At 73.8% G+C, this 25,736-nt stretch carries 30 protein-coding genes and 1 tRNA gene; 22 read left to right on the top strand and 9 right to left on the bottom strand.

What is annotated here, in order from left to right; all coding sequences use genetic code 11:
- Positions 1-28 precede the first annotated feature (28 nt).
- Positions 29-634, top strand: coding sequence for an HD domain-containing protein (locus tag PH191_RS18450; RefSeq protein ID WP_274196077.1), 606 nt, complete (start codon positions 29-31; stop codon positions 632-634).
- Here the strand turns inward: PH191_RS18450 and PH191_RS18445 are convergent.
- Positions 631-1,104, bottom strand: a complete 474-nt coding sequence (locus PH191_RS18445; RefSeq protein ID WP_274196076.1) for an NUDIX domain-containing protein — start codon at positions 1,102-1,104, stop codon at positions 631-633. The genes PH191_RS18450 and PH191_RS18445 overlap by 4 nt on opposite strands.
- A 49-nt stretch (positions 1,105-1,153) precedes the next feature.
- Positions 1,154-1,978 carry an XRE family transcriptional regulator gene (locus tag PH191_RS18440; protein ID WP_274196075.1) on the bottom strand — a complete coding sequence of 275 codons (825 nt, stop codon included), beginning with the start codon at positions 1,976-1,978 and terminating at the stop codon, positions 1,154-1,156.
- 158 nt (positions 1,979-2,136) lie between these two features.
- Here PH191_RS18440 and PH191_RS18435 point away from each other — a divergent pair, with 158 nt between their 5' ends.
- The 10 genes from PH191_RS18435 (at position 2,137) to PH191_RS18390 (ending at position 7,333) form a co-directional block, all read left to right on the top strand.
- Positions 2,137-2,541 carry a hypothetical protein gene (locus tag PH191_RS18435; protein WP_274196074.1) on the top strand — a complete coding sequence of 135 codons (405 nt, stop codon included), beginning with the start codon at positions 2,137-2,139 and terminating at the stop codon, positions 2,539-2,541.
- Entirely contained in the window at positions 2,541-2,906 is a 366-nt protein-coding gene (locus PH191_RS18430; RefSeq protein WP_274196073.1) for a WhiB family transcriptional regulator, read from the top strand. The genes PH191_RS18435 and PH191_RS18430 overlap by 1 nt, the downstream gene beginning before the upstream one ends.
- A complete protein-coding gene (locus PH191_RS18425) occupies positions 2,906-3,223 on the top strand; it encodes a hypothetical protein (RefSeq protein ID WP_274196072.1) in 318 nt (105 codons plus the stop codon). The genes PH191_RS18430 and PH191_RS18425 overlap by 1 nt, the downstream gene beginning before the upstream one ends.
- A 14-nt stretch (positions 3,224-3,237) precedes the next feature.
- Positions 3,238-3,447: a hypothetical protein gene (locus PH191_RS18420; protein WP_274196071.1), complete on the top strand. Its 210-nt coding sequence runs from the start codon at positions 3,238-3,240 to the stop codon at positions 3,445-3,447.
- Entirely contained in the window at positions 3,444-4,952 is a 1,509-nt protein-coding gene (locus PH191_RS18415) for an FtsK/SpoIIIE domain-containing protein (protein WP_274196070.1), read from the top strand. Before PH191_RS18420 ends, PH191_RS18415 begins: the two co-directional genes overlap by 4 nt.
- On the top strand, positions 4,949-5,380 hold the full coding sequence (locus PH191_RS18410; RefSeq protein ID WP_274196069.1) for a hypothetical protein: 432 nt from the start codon (positions 4,949-4,951) through the stop codon (positions 5,378-5,380). The genes PH191_RS18415 and PH191_RS18410 overlap by 4 nt, the downstream gene beginning before the upstream one ends.
- Positions 5,377-5,589 carry a hypothetical protein gene (locus tag PH191_RS18405; RefSeq protein WP_274196068.1) on the top strand — a complete coding sequence of 71 codons (213 nt, stop codon included), beginning with the start codon at positions 5,377-5,379 and terminating at the stop codon, positions 5,587-5,589. The genes PH191_RS18410 and PH191_RS18405 overlap by 4 nt, the downstream gene beginning before the upstream one ends.
- The gene (locus PH191_RS18400) at positions 5,586-5,915 is read left to right on the top strand and encodes a hypothetical protein (protein ID WP_274196067.1); all 330 of its coding nucleotides are present in this window, start codon (positions 5,586-5,588) and stop codon (positions 5,913-5,915) included. Before PH191_RS18405 ends, PH191_RS18400 begins: the two co-directional genes overlap by 4 nt.
- Positions 5,916-6,034: 119 nt before the next feature.
- Positions 6,035-6,172, top strand: a complete 138-nt coding sequence (locus tag PH191_RS18395; protein WP_274196066.1) for an excisionase — start codon at positions 6,035-6,037, stop codon at positions 6,170-6,172.
- A gap of 6 nt (positions 6,173-6,178) precedes the next feature.
- Positions 6,179-7,333, top strand: coding sequence for a tyrosine-type recombinase/integrase (locus tag PH191_RS18390; protein ID WP_274196065.1), 1,155 nt, complete (start codon positions 6,179-6,181; stop codon positions 7,331-7,333).
- A gap of 54 nt (positions 7,334-7,387) precedes the next feature.
- Here the strand turns inward: PH191_RS18390 and PH191_RS18385 are convergent.
- Positions 7,388-7,463: transfer RNA gene (locus tag PH191_RS18385), tRNA-Thr, on the bottom strand.
- 337 nt (positions 7,464-7,800) lie between these two features.
- On the opposite strand from PH191_RS18385, the gene PH191_RS18380 reads away from it, so the two are divergent.
- Positions 7,801-9,174 carry a threonine/serine exporter family protein gene (locus PH191_RS18380; RefSeq protein WP_274196064.1) on the top strand — a complete coding sequence of 458 codons (1,374 nt, stop codon included), beginning with the start codon at positions 7,801-7,803 and terminating at the stop codon, positions 9,172-9,174.
- The gene (locus PH191_RS18375; protein WP_274196063.1) at positions 9,140-10,567 is read left to right on the top strand and encodes an alpha,alpha-trehalose-phosphate synthase (UDP-forming); all 1,428 of its coding nucleotides are present in this window, start codon (positions 9,140-9,142) and stop codon (positions 10,565-10,567) included. The genes PH191_RS18380 and PH191_RS18375 overlap by 35 nt, the downstream gene beginning before the upstream one ends.
- Here PH191_RS18375 and PH191_RS18370 read toward each other — a convergent pair.
- The gene (locus PH191_RS18370) at positions 10,564-11,652 is read right to left on the bottom strand and encodes a LacI family DNA-binding transcriptional regulator (RefSeq protein ID WP_274196062.1); all 1,089 of its coding nucleotides are present in this window, start codon (positions 11,650-11,652) and stop codon (positions 10,564-10,566) included. The genes PH191_RS18375 and PH191_RS18370 overlap by 4 nt on opposite strands.
- A gap of 189 nt (positions 11,653-11,841) precedes the next feature.
- On the opposite strand from PH191_RS18370, the gene PH191_RS18365 reads away from it, so the two are divergent.
- The 6 genes from PH191_RS18365 to PH191_RS18340 all read left to right on the top strand — a co-directional run bounded on the left by PH191_RS18365 (position 11,842) and on the right by PH191_RS18340 (position 17,315).
- Positions 11,842-12,774, top strand: coding sequence for a metal ABC transporter solute-binding protein, Zn/Mn family (locus PH191_RS18365; protein ID WP_274196061.1), 933 nt, complete (start codon positions 11,842-11,844; stop codon positions 12,772-12,774).
- Complete coding sequence (locus PH191_RS18360; RefSeq protein WP_274196060.1) at positions 12,771-13,571, top strand: metal ABC transporter ATP-binding protein; 801 nt, start codon at positions 12,771-12,773, stop codon at positions 13,569-13,571. Before PH191_RS18365 ends, PH191_RS18360 begins: the two co-directional genes overlap by 4 nt.
- Positions 13,568-14,416 (top strand): metal ABC transporter permease, encoded by an 849-nt coding sequence (locus PH191_RS18355; RefSeq protein ID WP_274196059.1) that lies wholly within the window; start codon positions 13,568-13,570, stop codon positions 14,414-14,416. Before PH191_RS18360 ends, PH191_RS18355 begins: the two co-directional genes overlap by 4 nt.
- Before the next feature lie 8 nt (positions 14,417-14,424).
- Entirely contained in the window at positions 14,425-15,186 is a 762-nt protein-coding gene (locus PH191_RS18350) for a sulfite exporter TauE/SafE family protein (protein WP_274196191.1), read from the top strand.
- Between the two features lie 102 nt (positions 15,187-15,288).
- The gene (locus tag PH191_RS18345) at positions 15,289-15,660 is read left to right on the top strand and encodes a hypothetical protein (protein WP_274196058.1); all 372 of its coding nucleotides are present in this window, start codon (positions 15,289-15,291) and stop codon (positions 15,658-15,660) included.
- 53 nt (positions 15,661-15,713) lie between these two features.
- Positions 15,714-17,315, top strand: a complete 1,602-nt coding sequence (locus tag PH191_RS18340; RefSeq protein ID WP_274196057.1) for an adenylate/guanylate cyclase domain-containing protein — start codon at positions 15,714-15,716, stop codon at positions 17,313-17,315.
- A gap of 96 nt (positions 17,316-17,411) precedes the next feature.
- Here the strand turns inward: PH191_RS18340 and rlmB are convergent, their stop codons facing one another.
- Positions 17,412-18,434 (bottom strand): 23S rRNA (guanosine(2251)-2'-O)-methyltransferase RlmB, encoded by a 1,023-nt coding sequence (rlmB, locus tag PH191_RS18335; RefSeq protein WP_274196056.1) that lies wholly within the window; start codon positions 18,432-18,434, stop codon positions 17,412-17,414.
- Positions 18,435-18,439: 5 nt separating this feature from the next.
- Positions 18,440-19,840, bottom strand: coding sequence for a cysteine--tRNA ligase (gene cysS, locus PH191_RS18330; protein WP_274196055.1), 1,401 nt, complete (start codon positions 19,838-19,840; stop codon positions 18,440-18,442).
- Between the two features lie 153 nt (positions 19,841-19,993).
- Between cysS and PH191_RS18325 the strand changes: the two genes are divergently transcribed.
- From PH191_RS18325 to PH191_RS18315, 3 genes are read left to right on the top strand one after another with little or no spacing between them, the layout of a single operon-like run.
- Positions 19,994-21,118 (top strand): NDMA-dependent alcohol dehydrogenase, encoded by a 1,125-nt coding sequence (locus tag PH191_RS18325; RefSeq protein ID WP_274196054.1) that lies wholly within the window; start codon positions 19,994-19,996, stop codon positions 21,116-21,118.
- Positions 21,119-21,132: 14 nt separating this feature from the next.
- The gene (locus tag PH191_RS18320; protein WP_274196053.1) at positions 21,133-22,125 is read left to right on the top strand and encodes an AAA family ATPase; all 993 of its coding nucleotides are present in this window, start codon (positions 21,133-21,135) and stop codon (positions 22,123-22,125) included.
- 59 nt (positions 22,126-22,184) lie between these two features.
- The gene (locus PH191_RS18315; protein WP_274196052.1) at positions 22,185-23,111 is read left to right on the top strand and encodes a VWA domain-containing protein; all 927 of its coding nucleotides are present in this window, start codon (positions 22,185-22,187) and stop codon (positions 23,109-23,111) included.
- A 228-nt stretch (positions 23,112-23,339) separates the two neighbouring features.
- On the opposite strand, the gene PH191_RS18310 is transcribed toward PH191_RS18315, so the two are convergent.
- Genes PH191_RS18310 through PH191_RS18300 form a run of 3 tightly spaced genes read right to left on the bottom strand, consistent with a single transcriptional unit; the run spans position 23,340 to position 25,677 of the window.
- Positions 23,340-24,125, bottom strand: coding sequence for an ESX secretion-associated protein EspG (locus PH191_RS18310; RefSeq protein WP_274196051.1), 786 nt, complete (start codon positions 24,123-24,125; stop codon positions 23,340-23,342).
- Complete coding sequence (locus PH191_RS18305) at positions 24,122-24,259, bottom strand: hypothetical protein (protein ID WP_274196050.1); 138 nt, start codon at positions 24,257-24,259, stop codon at positions 24,122-24,124. The genes PH191_RS18310 and PH191_RS18305 overlap by 4 nt, the downstream gene beginning before the upstream one ends.
- Positions 24,256-25,677 carry a hypothetical protein gene (locus tag PH191_RS18300; RefSeq protein ID WP_274196049.1) on the bottom strand — a complete coding sequence of 474 codons (1,422 nt, stop codon included), beginning with the start codon at positions 25,675-25,677 and terminating at the stop codon, positions 24,256-24,258. Before PH191_RS18300 ends, PH191_RS18305 begins: the two co-directional genes overlap by 4 nt.
- Positions 25,678-25,736: the final 59 nt, after the last annotated feature.

Here is a 25,736-nt window from a genome sequence, read left to right as displayed (position 1 = left end):
GGCCGCGAAGACGGCTACCTTCGGTCGGGTGCCGAACGAACAGGCAGCCGCTCGCGGGGGCGACGACACAGACCAGGAGGCCGGCGGGCGTGCGTCCGGGCGCTCACTCGCGGCAGGTCTCGCACGAGACCTCCTCGCGCCGCTTGGCAGCCGGTACCGGCACACCGTCAGTGTGGCGGCTCGCGCCGAGGAGCTGACGGCGGCGGTCCCGGCGGTAGATCAAGAGCTGCTTGTCGTCGCAGCTTGGTTCCACGACCTGGGATACGCGCCCGAGCTAGTACAGACGGGGTTTCACCCGATCGACGGCGCTAGGTACCTCGCCGCCAGGGGCCACTCGCCGCGGCTGTGTGCGCTCGTCGCCCACCACTCAGCCGCGACGTTCGAAGCGGCGGAGCGGGGTCTCGAGGCCGAGCTCGCGGACTGGCAGCGCGAGGAAGGACCAGTGCCCGATGCGCTGTGGACCGCGGACATGACGACTGGCCCTGAGGGTGAGCGCTTCGACTACGCAGAGCGCCTGTCCGAGATTCTCGCCCGGTACGACCAGGACTCGATCGTCGGGCGCTCTATGTCTCGCGCACAACCGTCGATACAAGCGGCCATTGATCGGACCAGCCGCCGCCTTCGGGCTCCTTAGACGATCTCCGGCTCGCTCCCTTCTCTAAGTGCGGCGTCGACGCGCCGACGCATCGAGGGGTGGATATCCAGCTCGGGGACATCGGCGACGTTCACCCACTTCGCCGCCTTCGTCTCGATGTCGTCTTGGCGGGGCTCTCCTCGGACGACGCGAGCGTGGAAGCACACGGAGAACTCCTGGCGCACCTCGCCGTCGTCGTAAGCCATGACATGGCCGGGGTCGGTGTAGATGCCGACCAAACCCGTGACCTCGACGCGAACGCCGGTCTCCTCCTCGACCTCACGGACCGCGGCGTCGGCGACGGACTCCCCCAGGTCCATCGCGCCACCTGGAAGCGCCCACCGATCGTTGTCAATCTTGTGAATCAGGAGGAGCCGGCCCTGGTCGTCCCGCACTGCGGCGGTGACTGACGGCACGAGGCTGTTGGCCTGCGGCGCCTCTGGGTCGTCGTAGTAGTCGATGCGGGCCATGGGGTCATCATCCACCGGGGACCGCAGCCCATATCGTTCCGAGGGCGTCTCACGCTGGTTCGGCTGGGTGCGGCGGCGCGGCAGCCAGCTCGGGAGCGAACGGCGGCGCTGGATGACGCTGAGCGGGACCGGACGCGCCCTCCGGTCGAGCGCCCGCCCATACGTCCTCGAATGACCGCATGTAGTGGTCCCACATGCGCCCGCCGGGCACGCGACGCAGGTGCAGCACCGGTGACTCGCCCGCGGGCGCTCCGTAGGCGTGGCCGTTCACCAGCATGTCCTGGTCGAAGCGGAACAAGCTGTTGTAGAGGGTTGTCCCGTGCGTCCGCACCTCGACCCCTCGGACGTCGCGCACCTGCCGGAGGTAGCGACGGTGGAGCTGGATGCGGCCCTGCAGCCCGCCCGTCGTACCTTCCTCCTCCGCCCGGAGAGCCACCGCCGGCGCGGTCTCGTCGGCTAGCAGAATCCGAACGCGGACGCCCTGCGCCGCCTTCTGCGTGATGGTCGCGGTGAAGTCGTACTGCTCGAACAGGAACGACCCCGCGTACACGAGCACGTCGATGGCCTCGCGAGCCCCGACCATGAGCTGAGCCCATGTTTCGTGCGGGATGGCGGCACGGGTCGGGTGGAGCGCCAGGAGCTCGGCGACGCTCGCTGACTGCGTGGCCGGTGCGTCGACGACCTCCGGCCAGATGTAGGCCTCGTCCACGTTGAGCGCGGATGCGACGGCGACTCGATGTGTCCGGTGGGGGAGACGTCCCTTTGTGATCCAGCGCTCCACCGTCTTGGCGTCCACGCCGACCCGTTCTGCGAGGTCAGAGGGCCGGAAGCCTGCGGACACGATCGAGCCTCGGAGACGCTGGTTGGTCGCCATGGAGGGACTCCTCGGGACGTTTGACCGCCGATGGGGACACTTTAAGCGTCTATGGACGTCCCGTCACGTCCCGAGTTGGTGGTGCTGGTGTCCCCGGGCGTCGCCGTCTCCTGGTGATGCACGCACAAGCGGGCACGCCGCCGACACCAGGAGACGAAATGCCATACGACATCTCCGCACCGATCGACACGAGCCGGCTCGACGTCATCGCCACCGGCCACGGCGCCACCATGGAGCGCTGGGAAGACACCCCGACCGGCCGGCGATCCTCGGGCCAGCCACTGATCGATGAGGCCACCGGCGCCCCGGTGCGCATCTACGACGTCATGCTCCCGACCGGCCGGGACGGGCGCCACGAGCTGCACGGCGTGCGGGTCGTGTCCCACGAGGCCCCGGAGCTGGCGCCGTACTCCCCCGTGGAGCTGGACGGGCTATGGGTCCGGGTCAAGCCCGCCCGGAACGGCGGCAAGGGCGTCGAGGTCAGCTTCTCCGCCGAAGCCATCCGTCCCGTGGCCGGTCCGCAGCGCCCGAGTCGGCGCACGGCCGAGGGCGAGGCCGCGTAATGCGCTGGCAGACCCGCGGCACCTGCCGCAACCACGACCCGGAGCTGTTCTTCCCACCCGACGACAGTCAGGGCCTCGACGACGCGCCGGCCGTGCAGCAGCAGGTGGCCGCCGCTCGCCGGGTCTGCCGGTTCTGCCCGGTGCAGCGTGAGTGCCTGGTCTGGGCGCTCGACTCCGGCGAGGACCACGGCGTGTGGGCCGCGACCATCCCCGGTGAGCGGCGACTGATGCGCCGGCTGCGCCTGGCCGGCGCCGCCGCCTCGTTCGGCGATGCCACGTCGTGTCCCGCCTGTTCGCTGCTGTTCCCGATACCCGCGGTCGACGGGGAGCTGTGCCCAGCCTGCGTCGAGCGGAGGGCCGCATAGTGACCCGCCAACTGCCCTGCCCCGGAACGGCCGGCTTATCGCTCGCCGCGGCGTCGATGCACGTCGACACCTCGGCCGCCCTCGACGTGCTGGTCCTGACCTGCCGCGACGGCGACTGCCTCGCGCAGTGGACCCCCACCCCCATCGAGCGCGACGGGCGGCTCGTGGTCGCCCTGTCGGTCGAGGTATGTCCGGCCTGCGGCTCCTCCACCTGGGAGGTCACCGAGGCCCAGGTCGCCAGCTCCCCGTCCGCCCGCACCCGCCGCCCCGGGCGCGGCACCACCCACCGTTCATCCCGCTCCGGAAGGGGTTTCTGATCATGGTTCGACCGATGCGCGCCACCGGCCTCACGACCGGCGGCTACCACTTCTGCACCGCCTGCCAGGGCGCCGGGTCCTGCGCCCAGCGCACCTGGACCTCCCGTGGCTGGGAGCGCTCCTACGGCAAGTGCGGGGCCTGCAACGGCAAGGGCGGCAAGTTCGCCAACCACACCCCCAAGGACCGCATCGCCCGTGGCGGGCTCGGGGGGCGTGCCCGATGAGAGAGATCAGCACCGCGCGGCTGTGGCGCGGACAGACAATCCGCACCCGCGCCGACGTCATGCGCATGGAGCGCCTCCACGAGCGCTCCCGGCTCATCCGCTGGAGCCTCACCGCCGGCTGGTGGGCCGGCTGGCTGACCGTCATGACCGTCTGGGGCTGCCTGTACGTCCCCGCTCTCGGCGGCGCCCTGACCGTTGCCGCGCTGGCCTGGCTCGCGCTCGGGCCGTGGGGTCTGCTCGTCGTCGCCCTGGTCGGGGCGCTGGTCGCGCGGCTGTGGTCGCGGTCCTCCCCCTCCTCCTGGGAGTCCCGGGTGACCTCGCGGCTCCGGCGCTTCGCCCGCCGGACCCGCTACCGGTGGTCCTGGGACGACGTGTGCGCCGCCACCGGGGTCAAGGCCACCGACGCCTCTCACCGCGTCATCGTCCCCCGCCTGCTCTGGGTGTCCCTCGCTGAGCACGTCGACGAGCTCCACGTCCAGCTCTGCGCCGGCGTCACCCCCGGCGTCATCGCCCGCCAGGCCGACGCCCTGGCCTGCGAGTGGTGCGCCCTCGAGGTCCGCGTCCTCGCCCACCCGCACCGCGAGGGCTGGGTGCTGCTGCGCGTGGTCTACCGCGACGTCCTGGCCGAGGACGCCGACGACGAGCCGCCGGCCTCAGCCGACCTCAAGTGGCTGCGCGTCGGGCGCCGCGAGGACGGCGAACCCTGGTGGCTTCGTCTCGTGGGCACCCACGTCCTGATCGCCGGGCTCACCGGCGCCGGCAAGTCCGGACTCGTCGCCGCGATCATCCGCGCCCTCGCCCCGGCGATCCGGGACGGGAAGGTGCGCCTGGTCGGGATCGACCCCAAGGGCGGCATGGAGTACCGCATGGTCTCCGAGCTGTTCTACATGCTCGCCTACGGCGACGACGAACACCTCGTGGCCGCCCTGGAGTTCGCCGCCGACCTCATGCGCCAGCGCGCCGAAGCCCTCGGCGGCAACGTCCGCAAGCTGCTCGCGCGGATGTTCGGCGACTACCCGCTCTACGTGATCCTGGTCGACGAGCTGCTCGCGCTGACCACCTACATCGCCAACCGCGACCTCAAGGACCGCGCCAACGCCGCAGTGCGCCGGATGCTCTCCCAGGGCCGCGCCCCCGGCGTCGTCGTCATCGGGTGCGTGCAGGACCCCCGCAAGGAAGTCCTCTCCTTCCGCGACATGTTCGGCTACCGCGTCGCCCTGCGGCTGGACTCCGACGTCGAGACCCGCATGGTCCTCTCGGACTCCGCCTACGAGCGCGGCGCCCGCTGCGACGCCATCCCCGAGGCCTGCCCCGGCATGGGGTTCGTCATCGACGAGGACGGCGGCAAGCGCCAGCCGATCAAGGTGCGCGCCGACTGGGTCTCCGACGCGGAGCTGTCCTACTTGGCCGCCGAGTACCCCGCCCCTGAGCAGGTCGACGTTCCCCCGCTCGCCACCCGCAGCAAGCGCTCCGGCGGCTCCACCTTGGGAGGGCAGGCGGCATGAGACAGACCGGCCTGATCAACATCATCCGCACTACCGGCGACGCCGGACGCGATGGCGGCTCGATGGTCGGGGCACTCGTCGGCCTGGTCGGCGTCGTCCTCCTGGCCGCTGGGGGCTACCGGGCCCTGGATACCGGACTCCGCGGCATCGCAGCCACGACAGCCGAGGCCAACCGCGTCGTCGGCTGGGGCGTCGCCATCGTCCTCGTCATCGGCGCACTCACCGCCGCCGGCTGGGTCCTTCTCGCCCGCCGTCGAGCCCTCAAGGACGCCCCAGTGGTGGAGGCCTTCACGGCCGCCACCGACCGCGCTCTCGAAGCCCACCGCCAGCGCCGGCTCGCGTCCCCATCCCAGCCGGAGCCTGGCCAGCTCCACCACGTCCACGCGGTCCGGCTCGATCGCACCGAATCCGGAGGGCAGCGCTCGTGATCGCCGCAGTCATCATCGCCGCCCTGCTCACGGTGATCGCCGCCCAGACCCGGGCCGTCGGCGCCGCTGTCGTCCTCGGCGTCATCACGGTCGCCCTGCTCGCTGTCGTCGCCCCCGGCGTTGTCACCGGCACGGGCCACGTCCTGGGCGCCATCGCAAGCGGTATCGGCGACGCCCTGTCCGCTGCATCGGCTGGGGCGCGCACATGATCGAAGAGCTGCGCTACCCCCTCGGCCGCGCTGCCCGCGGCATCAGCGAGGCCAACCACGTCTCATTCCAGGGCCTGGTCGACGTCCATGCCGTCCATTCGGCGGTCTTCCAGCTCGACACCGTCGCCGGCCGCCTGCCCCAGCTCCTGGGCTACCTCGGGCGCTGTCTCCAGCGGGCAGAGGCCATCGGCTTCCGGGACGACCCCGCCACCACGTTGCTCGAGGCGCAGTCGGGGCTCGTCGGGGACGCAGCCGCCCTCGAGCCCGTGGCGGCGCACCTCGAGCGAGGGCTCGGCCAGCTCGCGCATCTCGCACGACGAAACTAGGAGGACTAGCGATGACCACCTACGACATCGTCCGGCCCATCGGTGATCGCACGAGGGCCGCAGCATCCAGCCGCCCAGAGCGCCTCTGGGGCGCCGAGGACGTCGCGAGCTTCCTATGCGTGCCGCTCCGAACGATCTACCAGTGGCGCTACACCAAGTACGGCCCTCGCGGCCGGCGCGTGGGCCGTTACCTGCGCTACGACCCTGCCGAGGTCCGGGCGTGGTTCGACGGCCTCGACGACACCGAGCGGGGCTGATCCGCCATGCCACGACCGGCGATCCCGATCGGGAGCTACGGCCAGATCACCGTCCGCGGCGAGGCCGGCAACTACGTCGCACGCGCGCTATTCCGCGACCTCGACGGCCAAGCTCGGCAGGTCGAGCGACGCGGCGCCAGCAAGACCAAGGCCAGGGACAACCTCAAGGCGGCGCTCAAGGACCGGGCGCGGACCGGCACGGGGGTCACCGGGGACACCCGAATCCGCGAGATCGTTCCCGAGTGGTTGAAGAAGATCGAGGCCGCGGCGGAAGAAGGCGACCGATCGCCGAGCACGGCCGAGCACTATCGCCGCCAGCTCGACCGGATCATCCTCCCTGGCGTCGGTGAGCTGAGGCTGCGGGAGGCCACCGTTCCCGTCCTCGACGCGTTCATCCAGGCCGTACGGACGCAGCGAGGTCCAGCCGCCGCGAAGCTCACGAGGACGGTGCTCTCGGGCGTGCTCGGGGTCGCCGTCCGGCACGGGGCGATCCCCTCGAACCCTGTGCGGGATGTCAGCCGCATCAACACGAGTCGGCGCAAGGCGACGCGGGCGCTCACCTTCGACGAGTGCCGTGCCTGGCTCGCGCAGCTCAAGGCGGACGAGACAGCGGCTGAGAAGGACCTCCCGGACCTGTGCCTGTTCATGATCGGGACCGGAGTCCGCATCGGTGAAGCGCTGGCCGTGGCCTGGGCGGAGGTTGACCTCGACGCCGGAACCGTCGACGTCGGGCACACCCTGATCCGCGTCACGGGTGTCGGCCTGGTTCGCAAGAGCACCAAGACCGAGACAGGCGAGCGGCTCCTGATCCTGCCCGGGTTCCTTCGCTCGATGCTGGGACGGCGCCACCGAGCGGGTGAGGTCGACGGACCGGTGTTCCCGGACACCCTCGGCGGGTGGCGCGATCCGTCCAACACCCGCCGGGCGTTCCGCGAGGCACGCGGCAGCGACGGCTTCGCCTGGGTCACGTCGCACGTGTTCCGCCGAACATGCGCCACGATCCTCGACACCGCCGGCCAGACGCCCCGTGCGATTGCCGACCAGCTCGGGCACGCCCACGTCTCGATGACCCAGAACCACTATCTGGGCCGACGGATCGCCAACCCCGGCGCTGCCGCCGCCCTCGACGCCTGGCACGACGAGGAGGAATTCGGTGAGTAAGACGTGGGTTGATCACTGCGGCGAACATCCAGCACCCAGCGCGACCAGTGACGATGGAGCCGGCGCGGGGAATCGAACCCCGGACCTTTCGCTTACAAGGCGAGCGCTCTGCCGATTGAGCTACGCCGGCACGGGAGCCATGGTACGAGGCGCCTGCTGGCGGGCAGCCCCCGCCCGGCGCCGCGGTGGCTAGTGTCGTCACGCGGGGGTGGCGGTCGAGCCGGGGCGGCCCGCCCCCTGTCCGGGGTGGGGCGTCACACGTGCCACCGGGGCAACGTTGATCGGCTCCCACACGTCTGGGCAGGTGCTGGATGAAGTTTCCCGGAGTGCCCCGTCATCAGCGTGAGCACGCCGGCGAGCAGGGAGAGGAAGGTCCGCCCGTGGGGGTGGCCCAGCGAGCACGAGGCTCGCTCCGCCGACAGTTCCCGGTCACACCCGATCTTCGTCGCGCGATCGACGCGCCGACGATGCGCGACACGCTGCTCCCGGCCGTACCGGGGCCGCAGGTCGCCGACGACACCCTCGTGCTGCGCGTGCTCGACCTCGCGCTGCGCATCGGCGAGGTGCAGCTCGCGACCGGCGCGGGCGCGGCCGTCGCACACGACACGATGCTGTCCATCGCGAGGACGTACGGCCTGCCGACGTGCGACGTCGACATCGCGTTCTCGACGATCACGATGTGCTGCCACCGCGGCAACGAGGCCGGCCCGGTGACGACCATGCGCAACGTCCGCTACCGGACCCAGGACTACACGCGCCTCGCCGACGTCGACGCGATCATCTCCGAGATCGTCGACCGCGAGGAGCCGCTGAGCGTCGAGGAGGCGTTCACCCGCCTCGGCACCGCGGTCGACGGCCCGCACCCCTACCCGCGGTTCGTCGCAGGCCTCGCCCGGTCGCTGTTCGCCGGCGCGGTCGCCTTCCTCATCGGCGGCGGCCTGCTCGTCGCGGTGCTCGCCGCGCTGGCCACCGGGGTCATCTGGACCGCGGCGCGCTGGCTGCGCAAGCACGGGGTCCCGATGTTCTTCCAGCAGATGGTGGGCGCGGCCGTCGTCACGCTCAGCGCGACGACCCTGGCGTGGACCGGGACGCTCGAGGACTCCCCCGCGTTCGTCATCGCCGCCGGCATCGTCGTGCTGCTCTCCGGCCTGTCGCTGGTCGGCCTGGTGCAGGACGCGATCTCGGGCTTCCCGCTCACGGCGGCCGGGCGTGCGGTCGAGGTCGTGCTCGCGTCGGCGGGGCTGCTGGTCGGCGTCGTCGTGAGCATCAAGCTCGTCGCCACCGTCCTCGGCACCGACGCGGGCGCCTACGCGGCCGTGGTGCCGCAGAGCCCGGCGCCCTCGCTGCACCCGATCTCGCTGCTCGCCGCCGCGGCGGCCGGGATGCTGTTCGCCCTCTCGGCCTACGCGCCGTGGCGTTCGCTGCCGCTCGCGGCGCTCGCGGGCGCGGTCGCGTGGGCCGGCTACGGGCTGCTCGGGATCCTCGGTGCCGGTGAGGTCGTGGCCGCGGCGCTCGCGGCGGCCGCACTCGGGCTCGTCGCGATGGTCCTGCCCCGCTCACTGGGTACACCCCCCTTGGTGCTGGTGATCGCCGGGATCACGCCGCTCCTGCCCGGCCTCACGATGTACCGCGGGTTCTCGCAGCTCGCGTACGGCGGTGTGGCCGTGGGCGCGGTGACGATCCTGCTCGCCCTGACCTTCGGTCTCGCTCTCGCGGCCGGGGTCTCGGTGGGGGAGCAGATCGGCTGGCCGCTGCAACGGCTGCTCCGCCGTGTGCTGCCCGGAGAGACCGCGGAGGACAGAGAACGTGACGCACGCCGAGGACGCCCCCGGGTCTTCTGACCTGGTGGTCGTCGCCAACCGCCTTCCCCTCGGCATCGACGAGGACGGCGGTTGGCAGCGCAGCCCGGGCGGGCTCGTCACCGCCCTCGAGCCGACCCTGCGCGCACGGGAGGGCGCCTGGGTCGGGTGGCCCGGGCGGCCGGACGTCGAGGCGGAGCCGTTCGACGACGACGGCCTGGCGATCCGGCCGGTGGCGATCAGCGCCGACGAGGTCGCCGAGTACTACGAGGGCTTCGCCAACGCGACGCTCTGGCCGCTCTACCACGACGTCGTCGTGACGCCGCACTTCGAACGGTCCTGGTGGGAGGCCTACCGACAGGTGAACGAGCGGTTCGCGGACGCCGCGGCGCGGTCGGCGGCACAGGGGGCGACGGTCTGGGTGCAGGACTACCAGCTCCAGCTGGTCCCCCACCTGCTGCGTGAGCGCCGACCGGACCTGCACATCGGGTTCTTCCTGCACATCCCGTTCCCGCCCCCCGAGCTCTTCGCCCAGCTGCCGTGGCGGGATGCGGTGGTGGAGGGGCTGCTGGGTGCCGACGTGATCGGCTTCCAGACCGCGGGCGGCGCCGGGAACTTCCGTCGCGTCGCCACCCGGCTCACCGACGCCGAGGCCGACCCCGGGACCGGCCCCGAGACCAGCGCCGACCACCTCACCGCGCCGGACGGCCGCTCCGTCAGCGTCGCCGCCTACCCGATCTCGGTGGACGCGCCCCAGCTCGACGAGATGGCCCGCGACCCGGAGACGGCCGAGCGCGCCGAGGCCCTGCGCCACGAGCTCGGCGACCCGCGCACCGTGCTGCTCGGCGTCGACCGTCTCGACTACACCAAGGGCATCGACGTCCGCCTGCAGGCGTTCGCGGAGGCCCTGCGCGACGGGAAGCTCGACGCGGGAGAGACGGTCCTGGTCCAGGTGGCGACGCCCAGCCGCGAGCGCGTCGAGCACTACGCCGAGATGCGCGACAAGATCGAGCTGAGCGTGGGCCGCATCAACGGCGAGTACGCGTCGATCGGACGACCGGTGATCCATTACGTGCACCAGGGCGTCCCGCGCGAGGAGCTCGTCTCGTTCTACCGCTGCGCCGACGTCATGCTCGTGACGCCCTACCGCGACGGCATGAACCTCGTGGCCAAGGAGTACGTCGCGTCGCGGTCCGACGGCGGCGGGGCGCTGGTGCTCTCGGAGTTCACCGGTGCGGCCGACGAGCTGGGCGACGGCGCGTACCTGGTCAACCCGCACGACATCCACGCGGTGGGCGACGCGATCGTCGCCGCGGCCTCGCAGGACCCGGAGGAGGCCCGGCGGCGGATGGGCCTGCTGCACGCACAGGTGCTCGAGCACGACGTCGAGCGCTGGGCGGCACGCTTCCTCGAGGCGCTGGGCGTGAGCTCCTAGCGCTCGGGCGGGGGCCCCGACGTGGCGCGGGCGAGCAGCTCGGTGGGCAGCAGCAGGGTGCGGGAGCGCTGACGGTCGCCGCGGTCGAGCAGGAGCTCGCCGGCCGCGCGGCCCTTGTCGAGGGTCGGCTGGCGGATGGTGGTGAGCTCCGCGCGCTCGGCGGCGGGGACGCCGTCGAAGCCGGTGACGGAGACCTGGTCGGGCACGTGGCGGCCCGACTCGCGGACGTGGCGCAGCGCACCGAGGGCGAGGAGGTCCGACGTGCACGCGATCGCCGTGACGTCGTGGCGCGCGAGCAGCTGCTCGGCGCCCGAGGCGCCCGCCGACTCGCTGTGGTCGAAGCGCTCGACCACCGGCACGTTCGTCCAGTCCACGCCGGCCTCGGCGAAGCCCTCGCGCAGCCCGGAGAGGCGGCGTCGCTGCACCTCGTAGCGGGCGTTCTCCTGGCGGCCGACGCTGGCGAAGCCGTCGTTGCGCTCGGTCGACAGGCGCATGCACAGCACGCCGATCTTGCGGTGGCCGAGCCCCGCGAGGTGCCGGGCCATGTCGACCATCGCGGCGTGGTCGTCGATGCCCACGCGGTCGACGTCCGAGACGGCGGTGGGCTGGTCGCACACCACGACGGGCACCGGGCGCTCGAGCACCGCGGCGAAGTTGTCGTCGTCGTCGGGCATCGAGTAGACGACGAAGCCGTCGACGCCGGCCCGCGCGACGGCCCCGGGGTCGTCGGCCTCCGGGCTCACCGGCACGAGCAGCAGACCGGAGCCGTTGTCCTCGCAGGCCAGCGCGAGGCCCTCGAGGAACTGCACCGCCACGGGGTCGCGGAAGGCGTAGGACAGCGCCTCGGTGAGCAGCAGGCCGACCGCGCCGGCCTTGCGGGTGCGCAGCGATCGGGCGACGGGATCCGGGCCCGGGTAGCCGAGGCGTCGCGCCGTGTCGAGCACGCGGCGGCGCAGGGCCGGGGAGAGCTGGTCGGGCCGGTTGTAGGCGTTCGAGACCGTCGTCCGGGAAACGCCCAGCTCAGCCGCCAGCGAGGCGAGCGTGGCGGTACGCCGCGACCGGCGCCCCTCGAGTGCCTCTCCCACCGCCCGAACGTATCGACTGTTTCGATCTAGGGCCACTCCGCGCCACCGAAGGGCACTGTGTGGCGCCGGACGCACACGGCATGTGACCGAGTCGGGTGAACCCGACCCTCCCTCTCGCAATCGATAACCGTTATCGTTTCGGTGAACGAGCCGGAACCCGCCGGCCCGCCGTCGACGAGGAGCCCACCCGTGCCCGTCCGTCCCCGCCCCGTGGCCGTCGTGGCCCTCGCGCTCGGCGCGCTGCTGCTGCTCGCCGGCTGCGGCGGTTCCGGGGGCACGCAGGCGACCCCCGCTCCGCAGGCTCCGACCCCGGGGCGGACGCTGACGGTCGTGGCCACCACCAACGTCTGGGGATCCGTGGCGAGCGCGATCGCCGGCCCCGGGGTCGAGGTGCGCTCGATCATCCAGGACCCCGCGGCCGACCCACACTCGTACGAGAGCACCCCCGCCGACGCCGCGGCGATCACGAACGCCGACCTCGTCGTCTACAACGGCGGCGGGTACGACGAGTGGGTCGAGCAGATCCTCGATGGCGACCCCGCCCTGCAGGGCCGCGCGGTCGAGGCCTTCGCGCTGCGCGGCGACCAGGCGCAGGAGAACGAGCACGTGTGGTTCGACCCGACCGCGGTCAAGGGCGTCGTCACCCAGGTCGCCGACCGCCTCGCGGCCGTCGAGCCCGCCCAGGCCGATGCGCTGCGCCAGCGGGCGAGCACGTTCTCCGGTCGCGTCGACGAGGAGGCGGCGCGGCTCGCGGCGATCGGCCAGGCCCGTCCCGGCTCGCGGGTGCTCGCCACCGAGCCGATCGCGCACTACCTGCTCGCGAGCGCGGGCGTCGCCGACGCCACCCCGCCCGCGTTCAGCGAGGCCATCGAGAACGAGACCGACCCGCCGGCGGCGACGCTCGCCGAGGCCAACCAGCTCGTCGGCACCCGCGGGGTGAACGCGCTGGTGTTCAACCCGCAGACCGAGACCCCCCTCACCGTCGGCCTGCGCGACGCGGCGACGGGCGCGGGTGTGCCGGTCGTCGACGTGACCGAGACACTTCCTGCCGGACAGGACTACCTGACCTGGCTCGGCGCCACCCGCACCGAGCTCGCCCGCGCCCTGGGAGCCCCTGCATGAGCTCGACCCCGTCCCTCCGCCTGTCCGGCGCCGAGGTGCGCCGCGGCGGGCGCACGCTGTGGACGGGGCTCGATCTCGACGTCGCGCCCGGCGAGTTCGTCACCGTGCTGGGCCCGAACGGCTCGGGCAAGACGACGCTGCTCTCGGTGCTGCTCGGGCTGCTCCCGCTGGCGGCCGGGACGTGCGAGGTCGGCGGGCGCGCGCCGCGGCGCGGGAACGCCACCGTCGGCTACGTCCCGCAGCACACGAACGTCGACCCGCTCACGCCGCTGCGCGAGCGGGACCTCGTCGGCCTCGGCCTCGACGGACACCGCTTCGGGCCCGCCCTGCGCGGGCGGGCCGAGCGGGCCCGGAAGGTGCGGGAGGCGTTGCTGCAGGTCGACGCCCTGGACCTGGCCGACGCCCCGGTCGGCGCGCTGTCCGGCGGGGAGCAGCAGCGGCTGCGGATCGCGCAGGCCCTCGTCGGGGACCCGGGACTGCTGCTGGCCGACGAGCCGCTGCACTCGCTGGACCTCGCCCGTCAGCGCACGGTCGTCGACCTGCTCGAGCGCCGCCGCCGTGAGCACGGCACCGCGGTGGTGCTCGTGACCCACGAGCTCAACCCGGTCCTGCCCGTCACCGACCGGGTGCTCTACCTCGTCGACGGGCAGTTCCGGATCGGCACGCCCGACGAGGTCATGACCTCCGAGACGCTCTCCGAGCTCTACCGCACCGAGGTCGACGTCGTCCGGGTGCGCGACCGCATCGTCGTCGTCGGCGCCGAGGACCGCCTCGTCCACACCGGGGGCGGTCCGTGAGCACGCTCGACCTCCTCTCGCTCGACTTCGTCCGCAACGCGCTCATCGCGGGCGTGGTCCTCGCAGTCCTGTCCGGGCTGCTCGGCCCGGTGGTCGTCGGGCGGGGCATGGCGTTCTCGGTGCACGGCACCGCCGAGCTGGCGTTCGCCGGCGGCGCCGGGGCGCTGCTCGTCTTCGGCACCGACGCCGTCGGCTGGGGCGCCCTCGTCGGTGCGGTGCTCGTCGCCCTGCTCTTCGGCGCCCTCGGGCGGGCGCAGCGCGAGCGCGACTCCGTGATCGGGGTGCTGCTGTCGTTCGGGCTCGGCCTCGGGGTGCTGTTCCAGTCGCTCTACACCGGGCGCTCGGCCAACAAGTTCGGGCTGCTCGTCGGGCAGATCGTCGGCGTGGACGTCGGCGACGTGCTGACGCTCGCGCTCGTGGGCGTCGTCGTGCTCGGCGTGTTCGCGGTGGTCCGCCGGCCGCTGCTGTTCGCGAGCCTCGACCCCGAGGTCGCCGCCGCCCGCGGCGTGCCGGTGCGCGCGCTCTCGATCGTCTTCGCGGTGCTGCTGGGCGTGACGGTGGCCCTCGGCGTGCAGATCGTCGGCGCGCTGCTCGTGCTCTGCCTGCTCATCACGCCGGCCGCGGCCGCGGCGCAGGTCACGGCGTCGCCGACGCTGGCGTCCGTGCTCGCCGTGGTGTTCGCCGAGGTCGCCGTGATCGGCGGGATCGTCGCGTCCCTCGACGCCGGGCTGCCGATCAGCCCGTTCGTCGCCTCGATCGCGTTCGTGATCTATGTGGTGTGCCGCGCCCTCGGGGCGCTGCGGACCCGGCGGCGGGCGACACGCGCGACCATCATGGCCGGGTGACCCCCGGCCTGACCTTCGGGCATGCCGCGATCATCGTCGTCGCGGGCGTGTGGGCCGGGATGGTCAACACGATCGTCGGCTCCGGGACGCTGGTGACCTTCCCCGTCCTGCTCGCCCTCGGCTACCCGCCGCTGACCGCGAACGTCTCCAACGGCCTCGGCCTCGTGCCCGGCTCCCTGACCGGCGCGATCGGCTACCGGCGCGAGCTGCGGGGTCTGCGCGGGCGTGTCCTCCGGCTCTCCGTCGCGTCGGTGCTCGGCGGGCTCACCGGCGCGGTGCTGCTGCTCTGGCTGCCGCCGGACGCGTTCGACGCCGTGGTGCCGGTCCTCGTCGCCCTGGCGGTGGTGCTCGTGGTCATCCAGCCCTGGGTCTCGCGCCGGATGGCCGCGCGACGCCCCGACGGCGCGCCCCGCACCCGCGTCGGCCCCGCCGTCTCGGCGGCGACCTACGGCACGGGTGTCTACGGCGGGTACTTCGGCGCCGCACAGGGCGTCCTGCTGCTCGCGACGCTCGGCCTCCTGATCGACGACGACCTGCAGCGGCACAACGCGGTGAAGAACGTGCTCGCGACGCTCGCGAACCTCGTCTCGGGGATCGTGTTCGCGCTGGTGGCGCCGGTGTCGTGGCCGGTCGTGGCGTGCGTGGCCTGCGGGTCGATCGTCGGCGGAGTGATCGGCTCGCTCGTCGGGCGGCGGCTCTCGCCGGTGGTGCTGCGCGGGGTGATCGTCGTGGTCGGTGTGGCGGCGTTGGTGCAGCTCCTGGTGCGGTGACGCTCTTTCGAGAGCAGTGCTCTTGCTGCTCGGCGTGCCGACTGTCATCCTGAGAGCAGTGCTCGCAGACGTGAGCAGCGGTCACACTCCGGGGAGCGTCCCATGCCCGTCACCGTCTCCAGCCCGTCATCCACGACGGAGCGCCTGCCGCGATCCGCCGCCATCGCCGCCGGAGCGGTGGCCGTCATGGTCGTGGGCCAGTTCGCGATGCTCGCCGTCGTCCCGGTCGTGATTGTCGTCGTCAGCACCTGGCGCAACGTCGCGCTCCGCGCCCTGCGGTGGTGGGCGGCGGGTCTCGCCGTCGCCTTCGCGACGCCGCTCGTGCTCTGGGCGATCGGCCCGGACCGCGCGCCGAGCCTCTCGAAGGACATGCACCCGGCCCTCGCGGCCGTGGTCGTCGCCGCGGCGCTCGCCTACGTCGTCGCGTGGGTCGTCGTGCGGCGCCGCCGCGCCGTTCCTGCCACGGGGGAGTGAGCGTCCCGGCGGTGTGACGTCGGTGGTCCACGGCCCGCCGCTAGGGTCCGCGCATGTCCGGAGCGTCGGGAGCTGCTGCGACCGAGGAGCGCGGGCTCCGGATGGTCACGCGCCTCGCGCTCGCCCTCGTCGTCGTCATCCCCAACATCGTGGGCGCGGGGGTCGTGCTCGTCGTCGCCGCCTGGGTGCTGCCCCTCGGCGAGCTCGTCGAGGACGACCCCGGCGCGCTGATGCGCAACCTCGTCGCGTTCGGGGCCTACCTGCTCGGCGCCGTGCTCGTCGGCGTGGTCTGGGGCCACGTCCGGATGCGGGTCCCGCGGCCTCCGGGTCCGGGTGCCGACGACCGCGCCGTGCGGCGTCAGCGCAAGCGCTTGCGCCGCGTGGTGCTGCGCGGCCCGCTGCGGCTCGCCACCGTCCAGACCGTCCTGTGGGCGGCGGCCGTCGTCGTCTTCGTGCTCATCAACGTCGTCGCGAGCCCTCGGCTCGGCGTGTCGGTCGGCATCACCGTGGCCCTCGGCGGGGTGGCGACGGTCGCGGTGACCTACCGACTCGTCGAGCGCGTCCTGCGCCGCGACGTGGCGCGCGTGCTCAACGACCGCCCGCCCTCGGGACGCGTCCTGCCCGGGGTGGCGCTGCGCGCGGTGGGCTCGTGGGTGCTCGGGACCGCGGTACCGCTGGTCGGCGTCCTTCTCGCCGCCGTGGCCTCGCTGGCGTTCGGCGGCTACACCACCGACCGGCTCGCCCTCGTCGTCCTCGTGCTCGGCGGGGTCGCGCTCGTCGTGGGTTTCCTGGTCACGGTGCTCACCGCCATGTCGACGGCGGCGCCCGTGCTCGCCGTGCGCCGCGCCCAGCGCCAGGTCGAGGACGGCGACTACGACGCCGAGGTCCCGGTGTTCGACACCACCGAGCTGGGCCTGCTCCAGGCCGGCTTCAACACCATGGTCGGCGGGCTGCGCGAGCGGGAGCGCGTGCGGGACCTGTTCGGCCGCCACGTCGGCGAGGACGTCGCCCGCACCGCCATGGAGAACGACGTCGAGCTCGGGGGCGAGGTGCGCGAGGTCGCGGTGCTGTTCGTCGACCTGGTCGGCTCCACCCGCCTCGCCGCGACCCGGCCCCCGTATGAGGTCGTCGAGGCCCTGAACGCCTTCTTCGCCGTGGTCATCGACGTGGTCGAGCAGCACGACGGCTGGATCAACAAGTTCGAGGGCGACGCCGCGCTCGCGATCTTCGGGGCGCCGACCGCGCTCGACGACGCCGCCGGCTGCGCCCTGCGCGCCGGGCGGGAGATGGCGCGGCGCATCGCCGACGAGCTCGACGACATCTCCGCGGGCATCGGCGTCTCGGCCGGCGAGGCCGTCGCCGGCAACATCGGCGACACCCGCCGCTACGAGTACACGGTGATCGGTGACCCGGTGAACGAGGCGGCGCGGCTGACCGAGGTCGCGAAGGAGCTCGACGGCGGGGTCGTGGCGTCGGGGGCGGCGCTGTCGCGGGCGGGCGAGGAGGCGCAGCGCTGGGAGGTCGTCGAGTCCCGCGTGCTCCGGGGTCGCGAGGTCGACAGCGACCTGGCCGTGCCGCGGGAGCACGCGCCTCGCTCCGGGTCGTCGCCCGAGGTGACCGAGGATTCCGACCGAAGGGCACCTTCGCTCGGATAGAGCGGGGAGGGGCGCCCTCCGCCAGGACGATCCGGGCGAGCGAAGGGGGAGTTCGTGCGCCTACAAGCAGCGAACGGCGCGTTCGTTGCCACGACGTCAGCCGCGGCGCCGCCGGGCGATCTCGGCGAGGGCCACGCCCGCGGCGACGGAGGCGTTGAGCGACTCGAACTCGCCGGCCATGGGGATCGACACCGAGGCCGAGCAGGTCTCGCGGACGAGACGCGACAGCCCCTTGCCCTCGGAACCCACGACGAGCACGAGGGGCCCGCGGGCGGCGTCGGGGCCGGCGGCGTCGTCGAGGTGGTCGATGTCGGCGTCCGCGGCGCCGTCGAGCCCGACCGCGACGAGGCCCTCGTCGAGCCACGCCGACAGGGTGCGGCTGAGGTTCGTCGCACGGCCGACGGGCACACGCGCGGCCGCGCCTGCCGAGGTCCGCCAGGCCACCGGCGTCACGCCGACCGACCGACGCAGGGGCAGCAGCACGCCGTGCGCCCCGAACGCCGCCACCGAGCGCAGGACGGCGCCGAGGTTGCGGGGGTCGGTGACGCCGTCGAGGGCGACGAGCAGCGGCTCGACCTTCTGCAGGTGGGCGCGTTGGCGCGCCTCCTCCAGCAGGTCGTCGGGGTGGAGGTAGTCGAACGCCGGCACCGAGAGCGCGAGCCCCTGGTGCACCGCGCCGTCGGCCATCCGGTCGATGTCGCCGCGCGGCACCTCCAGCACCGAGATCCCGCGCTCGGAGGCGCTGCGGATCGATTCGCGGACGCGGTCGTCGACGTCGATGTTCTGGGCGATGTAGAGCGCGATGGCGGGGCTGTGCGCGCGCAGGCTCTCGACCACCGGGTTGCGCCCGAGCACGGTCTGGGGGCCGTCGGGGTCGTCACGACGCGCCGGGGCACGGCGCGGCGCGGAGCGCTCCTCGGTGGCGGGACGCCGGGACGCGGACGCCGAGCTCGACCCGCCCTCGCCGCGGTACGACTTGTGGTTCGGGCGCTTCTCGGCGGGCGGGGTCGGGCCCCGGCCCTCGAGGCTCTTGCGGCCCTTGCCGCCGGAGCCCTTCGTCGGGCCCTTCTTCGAGCCCGGGTTGCGGCGGGCGCCGGGGCGGCGGGAGTTGCCGGCCATGGGGTTCAGGCACCGTCCTTGAGTGACCAGATGGGGCCGTCGGAGGTGTCCTCGACGGCGACGCCTGCCGCGGTGAGCTCGTCGCGCAGGGCGTCGGCCCGCGCGAAGTCGCGCTCGGCGCGGGCCCGGGTGCGCTGCTCGAGCAGCGAGTCGACGAGCGAGCCGAGCGCCTGGTGCGCCGCGTCGTCGGCACCGCCGCCGGCGGCGGCGTCGCCCCAGGTGACGGGGTCGAGGCCGAGGATGCCGGTCATCGCCCGCACCGCGCTCGCGGCGGCCATCGCGCCGGCGCGGTCGCCGGCGTCGAGGGCGGCGTTGCCGGCGCGCACGGTCTCGTGCACCTCGGCCAGCGCCGCGGGGGTGGCGACGTCGTCGTCCATCGCGGCGGCGAACGCGTCGGAGATGCGCCCGACCTCGACGGCGCCGACGCGGTCGTGCACGCGGTGCACGAACATCTCGATGCGCCGGTACGCGGCGGCGGCCTCCGCCAGCGCGTGCTCCGAGTACTCCAGCGTCGAGCGGTAGTGCGGCGCCACGAGGTAGTAGCGCAGCTCGACCGGCCGCACGCGCTCGAGCACCGCGGGGATCGTCAGCGTGTTGCCGAGCGACTTCGACATCTTCGCGCCCGACATCGTGACCCAGGCGTTGTGCAGCCAGTACTCGGCGAACCCGTCGCCGGCGGCCCGCGACTGGGCGAGCTCGTTCTCGTGGTGCGGGAACACCAGGTCGAGGCCGCCGCCGTGGATGTCGAAGCGCGGGCCCAGGTAGTGGGTGGCCATCGCCGAGCACTCCAGGTGCCAGCCCGGGCGCCCGCGGCCCCACGGCGTCGGCCAGGACGGCTCGCCGGGCTTCGCGGCCTTCCAGAGCGTGAAGTCGCGGGCGTCGCGCTTGCCGCGCGGGTCGGCCCCCTCGCCCTGCTCCATCTCCTCGACGCGCTGGCCGGACAGCTCCCCGTACGACGGCCAGGTGCCCACCGCGAAGTAGACGTCGCCGTCGACGGCGTAGGCGTGGCCGCTCTCGACGAGGCGCTCGATCAGCTCGACCATCTCGGTGATGTGGCCCGTGGCGCGCGGCTCCACCGACGGCGGCAGGCAGCCCAGCGCGTCGTAGGCCGCGGCGAAGGCGCGCTCGTGCGTCGCCGCCCACTCCCACCAGGGCCGGCCCGCGGCCTCGGCCTTGTTCAGGATCTTGTCGTCGATGTCGGTGACGTTGCGGACGAGCCGCACGTCGTAGCCGCTGTGGGCGAGCCAGCGACGGAGCACGTCGAAGTCCAGACCCGAGCGCACGTGGCCCACGTGGGGCACGCCCTGCACGGTCGCCCCACACACGTACATCGACGCCGTGCCGGCGCACTGCGGGTGGAACTCCCGCAGCTCGCGACGTGCGGTGTCGTACAGGTGCAGGCTCACCGTCCGGATCCTACGGAACGGCGGATCCGATCCCACGGACGCACCCGAACCGCAACCGACCGATCGTTCGGTAACCCTCTTCCCAACCTGTGAGGCGAGACATAGAGTCGGCTGCATCATTCGACGGTTCCGCTACGCAAGGAGTGGTCAGCGTTGTCCATCACGTGCCGGACGTCCCTCGTCCGCCAGGCCCCGGGCAAGTACGAGACGGCGACGGTCGAGGTCGACGACCCGCGTCAGGACGAGATCCGGGTGAAGATGGTCGCCTCGGGCCTCTGCCACTCGGACGACCACATCGCCACCGGTGACATCCCGGTCGGCACCTACCCGTTCGCCGGGGGCCACGAGGGCGGCGGCGTCGTCGAGTCGGTCGGCCCGAACACCAAGGGCTTCGAGGTCGGCGACAAGGTCCTCTTCTCCTTCCTCCCCGCCTGTGGGCAGTGCCGCTGGTGCGCCACCGGCCACTCGAACCTCTGCGACCTCGGCGCCGGCCTCCTCGCGGGCACGCGCTGGACCGAGGACTCCACCCGTCTGCACCTCGAGGACGGCAGCAACGTCGGCCAGATGTGCGGCATCTCGACCTTCTCCGAGTACTCGACCGTCGCGGTCGACTCGGCGATCAAGGTCCCGCAGGACACCAAGCTCGAGGTCGCCTGCCTGCTCGGCTGCTCGGTGGGCACCGGCTGGGGCACCGCCGTGAACACCGGCGAGGTCGCCCCCGGCGACACCGTGATCATCCAGGGCATCGGCGGCATCGGCGCCAACGCCGTCCAGGGCGCGGCCCACGCGGGCGCGGCCAACGTCATCGCCGTCGACCCCGTCGCATTCAAGCGCGAGAAGGCCCTCGAGCTCGGCGCCACCGAGGCCGTCGAGTCGATCGAGGAGGCCACCGAGCTGGCCAAGGGCTACACGAACGGCCAGGGCGCCGACGTCTCGATCGTCACCATCGGCATCACCAAGCCCGAGCACGTCGGCAACGCCTTCGCCTCGATCCGCAAGCAGGGCACGGTCGTCGTCACCGGCCTCGGCGACATCACCGAGGTGGGCGTGCCGATCCCGATCGGCGAGCTGACCCTCTTCGAGAAGAAGATCAAGGGCTCCCTGTTCGGCTCGTCCAACCCCAAGGCCGACATCCCCAAGATGCTCGACCTGTACAACAAGGGGAAGATCAAGCTCGACGAGCTCGTCACCAAGCAGTACAAGCTCGACGAGGTGGCCCAGGGCTACGAGGACATGCACGCCGGCAAGAACATCCGCGGCGTCCTGATCTTCGACTGAGGTATCGACTCCCTGTGACGAACGGTTCCGCGGCCCCGGTCTCCCTCGTGGACACCGGGGCCGCCCCCCGTCTGCCCACCGCGGGCCGCCTGCCGGTCCGCGCCATGATCGACGCGTCCCGGGCCCGGGTGATCGGGCGCGTGCGCGAGTCCGAGGTCATCGCCGCGGCGCTCGCCGCCGGCCGCAGCGTGATGCTCGAGGGCCCGCCCGGCACCGGCAAGACGACGCTGCTGCGCGCGCTCGCGGAGGGCGCCGGCGTCGGGCTCGAGCTGGTCGAGGGGAACGCCGAGCTCTCGCCGGCGCGTCTCGTCGGCCACCACGACCCGTCGCGCGTCCTCACCGAGGACTACACCCCCGAGAACTTCGTGCCCGGGCCACTGGTCCGGGCGCTGATCTCGGGCGCGCTGCTCTACGTCGAGGAGCTCAACCGCGTCCCCGAGGAGACCCTCAACGTGCTGCTCGGCGTGCTCTCCGAGCGGCGCCTGCACGTGCCGCGGCTCGGGATCGTCGACGCGGCGCCGTCGTTCCGCCTCGTCGCGGCGATGAACCCGTCGGACGCCGTCGGCACCGGGCGCATCACGCCCGCGCTCTACGACCGGTCGTGCCGTGTCGGGTTCGTGCACCAGGACGCGGACGAGGAGACCGCGATCGTCCGTCGCGACCACGGCGTCGTCGACGAGGGCTTCGTCGCGCGCGCGGTGCGGGCCACGCGGGCGACCCGCGAGCACCCCGACCTGCGCCTGGGCTCCTCGGTGCGCGGCGCGCTGGACCTCGTGGCCGTCGCGGCCTCGCTGGCCGAGCTGCGCGACGTGGGGCTCGCCGGACGGCTGGCCCCGAACGCCGAGACCACCGGCACCGACGCCGCGCTGGCCGCCCTCTCCGGGCGCGTGCAGCTACTCGAGGGCTCGACGCGCACCGTCGAGGAGGTCGTCGCCGACCTGTGGGCGGCGAGCGCGCCCGTCGACGAGCGCGTCGGCGCCGAGGGTGGTGGCGAGGGAAAAGCCTGAGCCCCGGAGGCTCGCCGCCCCCGCAGGCGGGCCGCTCGCCCGGGGCGCCGCCGAAGGTGGTGTCGGATCCCCGGGAGGTCGCCGACCTGCTGCGCGACCAGGCCCGCCGCACCGAGACCCGCGCCGACCTGCAGCGTCGTCACGACGACCTCCAGAGCGTGAGCCCGACGGTCGGGGTGCTCGACGAGGCCGCCACCGCCGGGGCCTTCGGCGAGGACGCCGACGGGACGATCGACCTGCTCGCCGACCTCGCCCGCGCCACCGACCCGCTGCTGCGGGCGAAGGCGCGGCGCCTCGCCGTCCGCCTGCTCGTGCCCCCGGCCCGGGCGGGCGAGACGGAGCGACGGGGCTCGACCCGGCTCGCGACCGTCACCGGTGACGGGCTCGACCTGGATCTCGACGCCACCCTCGAGCAGTCCCTGGAGCACCGGCCGATCCGCGCCGAAGACCTCCGCTGGCGCGGCTGGCGCTCGCCGGGACGGGCGATCGTGCTGCTGGTCGACGCGTCCGGCTCGGTCGCCGGCAAGCCGCTGACCACGGCGGTGACGACGGCCGGCGCCCTCGCGGCCGGGCTGCGCACCGACGACGAGCTCGCGGTGATCGCGTTCTGGTCGCGCGCGGTGGTGCTGCGTCACCTGCACTCCCCCGCGCCGACGTCCGCGGTGCTCGACTCGCTGCTCGACCTGCGCGGCGGCTCCACCACCGACCTCGCGCTCGGCCTGCGCACCGCCCTCGCGCAGGCCACGGCTGCGCGGGTGCCGCACGCCGACGTCCTCGTGCTCACCGACGGCGCCTGGAACGAGGGCGAGGACCCGGCCCCGATCGCCGGGGCCTCCGGCGCCGCGCGGGTGCACACGCTGGTGACGGTGGACGACGAGGAGGCGCGGACGTCGTGCGCCCGCATCGCCGCCGCGGGTGGCGGGCGCTCGGTGCCGCTGCTCCGGCCCTCGGACGCCCCGGCGGCCGTGCGAGCGGTCCTGCGCTGAGCGTCCGGTCGTTCGACCCCTGACAAGGAAGCTTCGAAAATCGAAGCTTCCGCAGCGCAGCGAGGACGCCTCCGCCGGACGGGCCGTCGAGCCGCGACCGCCGGCGCAGGACGCTTCGAAAACCGAAGCTTCCGCAGCGCAGCGAGGACGCCTCCAGCGGACGGGCCGTCGAGCCGCCACCCCTGGCGCAGAATGCTTCGAAAACCGAAGCATCGGGCGAAGTCGGTCCTACCGGCGACGAGAGCTCGCGGCGACGTCGCGCTCGTGACCCTCGAGCAGGGCGGCGAGCTCGGCGCGCAGGCGGGGGCGGTCGGTCGGGCGCACCACGATGCGGGAGCCCGAGGCGTCGGGCCCCATCGCGAGGCGGCCGGTCGCCGTGTCCAGCACGGTGACCACGCGGGGCCCGCGACGCCGGACACCGGCCGCGTCACGGACCGCGACCCCGAAGGTGACGCTCCGCTCGGGCGGCGTGGCCCAGATCGCGCGCAGTCGCTCGACGTGGTGCGCGGAGACGCCGGCGCGGCGCAGGCGGCGCGCGCGCTCGTCGAGGGTGACCCCGTCGCCGAGCAGGGCGTCGGCGGGCAGGGACATCGGGACGCCGGAGGCGGCGGGCCGGTCGGGGAGGCGGGCGAGCAGTGCGCCGGCGAGGTCGTCCGGGTCGGCGGCATCGAGGCGCAGACCGCCGGGGACTAGCCACGCCACGACGCCGAGCGCGCCCCGCGTCGCGGCGAGGACGTCGAGCGGTGGCGCGCCCTCGGCGAGCACCCGCACGTCGACCTCGCGGGCGGGGGTGGCGAGAACGGACAGCATGTCGGCGAGGGACGGGTCCTCGAGCAGACCGTGGGCCGCGAGCCGGTCGCGGGCCGCGGCATCGAGGGCGTCGCGCTCGGCGTAGGTGCGGCCGTGGTCGAGGACGGAGAGCAGGAGCGGGTGCTCGCCGAGGCCGAGATGGCGCCACAGCGCGAGGTACTGGCCGACGTCGAGGTGCACGCCGCCCCGAATCCCGATCGTCATTCGCCGAGCACCGGGGGTGTCGTCGCGGGCAGGGTGCCCGCGATGGCGTCGGGGTCGTCCTCGTGGAGGTAGTCGGGGCGGCGCCGGTCCCCGCCGCCACCCTGGCCACCGACCATGCCGCCCGGCGGGATCATCGGGACCGCACCGCCGCGCCCCTCGGCGGCAGCCCCGGCCGCGCGGACCGCGGCCGTCTCCGCCACGGCGCCACCACCGCCGACCCCGGTGCGCGCGCCGACCTCGCCGGTGCCGCCGCCACCGATGGCTCCCCCACCGACGCCGCCGCGTCCCGTGCCCCCGGCGGCACCCGGGCCGGCGCCGACACCACCTCCACCGACACCGCCGGCACCGACCCCGCCAGCCCCACTCCCGACGCCACCACCGGCCCCGCCCCCGACGCCACCGCCGACCCGCGCGCCCGGCACCAGCCCTCCCGAGGTCGAGCCGCCCGTGGTCCCCGAGCTGCCCGGTAGGCCCGAGCTCCCCGGGATACCGGGTCTGCCCGCACCGGTCGACGGGCCCGGCGGGATCCGGCCGGCACCGCTGCCACCGCCCCCGCCAGGTCCTCCGCCGCCCGGCACGGCGCCGACGGGCGGGACGACGGCGCCGGCCCCCCTCCCGCACCCGGCGCACTCCCGGCGGGCACGCCACCCGCGCCCGGTACCCCCGCCGCGCCACCCGGGGCCGCGGGGACCCCGTTCGGGGCCGGCGTCCCGGCCGCCGTCGTCGGCGACGGCACGACCGGGGCCGCGGCGCCCGTGCCTGCTCCGCCGCCGCCTCCCCCGGCAGCACCGCCGGGAACACCGCCGGCAGGACCTCCCGCGCCCGGCGGAAGACCGCCACCGGCACCACCGGCAGCTCCGGGCACCGCACCGGCCCCTCCGCCGACCCCGGAGCCGCCGCCAGCACCACCGCCAGCACCACCGCCAGCACCACCGCCTCCACCACCAGCACCGCCCGCCCCGCCGCCCTCGGGCCCGGCGCCACCGCCCACCGACAGGTCGGCCGGCGTGATCTGCGGGCCGACGGGGCCGGCGAACTGCGGCAGCGTGGTCATCCGGTCGGCGCTGAAGTGCTGGTAGCGCTCCATGGTCTGCTGGGCGGCCCGCTCGCCCTCCGCCTGCGCCGCGAGCGCGTTCTGGTAGTCGCTGCCGAGGGGACCCGCCGACCCGAAGACGTCGCCCCACCCGAGAGCGGCAGGGGCGCGCGCGGGCGTCGGCGCCTGGATGGCGAGGCGGACGTCCTGGAGGTTGGCGGCTTGCTCGTGCGAGACGCTGCCGACGGCGCGGCCGACGGCGCGCGCCTGGTCGACCCAGGGCTTGAGGGGGTGGATCGACCGGTCCGCGGACTCCGCGGCCTGCCCCTGCCAGTTCGCGCGCAGGCTCGAGCCGGCGGCGTCGACGGTGTCGGCGACGCGCTGCATCCGCCCGACCAGCCGGTGCCACGACTGACCGCTGTCGACGAACCCGTCGCCGGGGACGCCGCTGGCGGGACCGCCGTTCACCTGGTCGTAGATCTCCTGGTGGCTCTTCCCCTGCCAGTTGGTCGTGAACACCGGCCCACCTCCCCTCGCGGATCGTAGGAACCGCGGGCGAGCCGTGGGTGCCGTTCGGA

It is taken from the genome of Actinomycetospora callitridis, assembly GCF_028737265.1.
Taxonomy (GTDB): domain Bacteria; phylum Actinomycetota; class Actinomycetes; order Mycobacteriales; family Pseudonocardiaceae; genus Actinomycetospora; species Actinomycetospora callitridis.
This window is presented reverse-complemented; position numbering and strand designations above follow the sequence as displayed.

Excerpts from the sequence above, each read along its gene's own strand:
- PH191_RS18445 (WP_274196076.1), bottom strand. The coding sequence starts at position 1,104 with ATGGCCCGCATCGACTACTACGACGACCCAGAGGCGCCGCAGGCCAAC.
- PH191_RS18440 (WP_274196075.1), bottom strand. The coding sequence starts at position 1,978 with ATGGCGACCAACCAGCGTCTCCGAGGCTCGATCGTGTCCGCAGGCTTC.
- PH191_RS18435 (WP_274196074.1), top strand. The coding sequence starts at position 2,137 with ATGCCATACGACATCTCCGCACCGATCGACACGAGCCGGCTCGACGTC.
- PH191_RS18430 (WP_274196073.1), top strand. The coding sequence starts at position 2,541 with ATGCGCTGGCAGACCCGCGGCACCTGCCGCAACCACGACCCGGAGCTG.
- PH191_RS18420 (WP_274196071.1), top strand. The coding sequence starts at position 3,238 with ATGCGCGCCACCGGCCTCACGACCGGCGGCTACCACTTCTGCACCGCC.
- PH191_RS18415 (WP_274196070.1), top strand. The coding sequence starts at position 3,444 with ATGAGAGAGATCAGCACCGCGCGGCTGTGGCGCGGACAGACAATCCGC.
- PH191_RS18410 (WP_274196069.1), top strand. The coding sequence starts at position 4,949 with ATGAGACAGACCGGCCTGATCAACATCATCCGCACTACCGGCGACGCC.
- PH191_RS18400 (WP_274196067.1), top strand. The coding sequence starts at position 5,586 with ATGATCGAAGAGCTGCGCTACCCCCTCGGCCGCGCTGCCCGCGGCATC.
- PH191_RS18390 (WP_274196065.1), top strand. The coding sequence starts at position 6,179 with ATGCCACGACCGGCGATCCCGATCGGGAGCTACGGCCAGATCACCGTC.
- PH191_RS18380 (WP_274196064.1), top strand. The coding sequence starts at position 7,801 with ATGCGCGACACGCTGCTCCCGGCCGTACCGGGGCCGCAGGTCGCCGAC.
- PH191_RS18360 (WP_274196060.1), top strand. The coding sequence starts at position 12,771 with ATGAGCTCGACCCCGTCCCTCCGCCTGTCCGGCGCCGAGGTGCGCCGC.
- PH191_RS18345 (WP_274196058.1), top strand. The coding sequence starts at position 15,289 with ATGCCCGTCACCGTCTCCAGCCCGTCATCCACGACGGAGCGCCTGCCG.
- PH191_RS18340 (WP_274196057.1), top strand. The coding sequence starts at position 15,714 with ATGTCCGGAGCGTCGGGAGCTGCTGCGACCGAGGAGCGCGGGCTCCGG.
- rlmB (WP_274196056.1), bottom strand. The coding sequence starts at position 18,434 with ATGGCCGGCAACTCCCGCCGCCCCGGCGCCCGCCGCAACCCGGGCTCG.
- PH191_RS18310 (WP_274196051.1), bottom strand. The coding sequence starts at position 24,125 with ATGACGATCGGGATTCGGGGCGGCGTGCACCTCGACGTCGGCCAGTAC.
- PH191_RS18305 (WP_274196050.1), bottom strand. The coding sequence starts at position 24,259 with ATGATCCCGCCGGGCGGCATGGTCGGTGGCCAGGGTGGCGGCGGGGAC.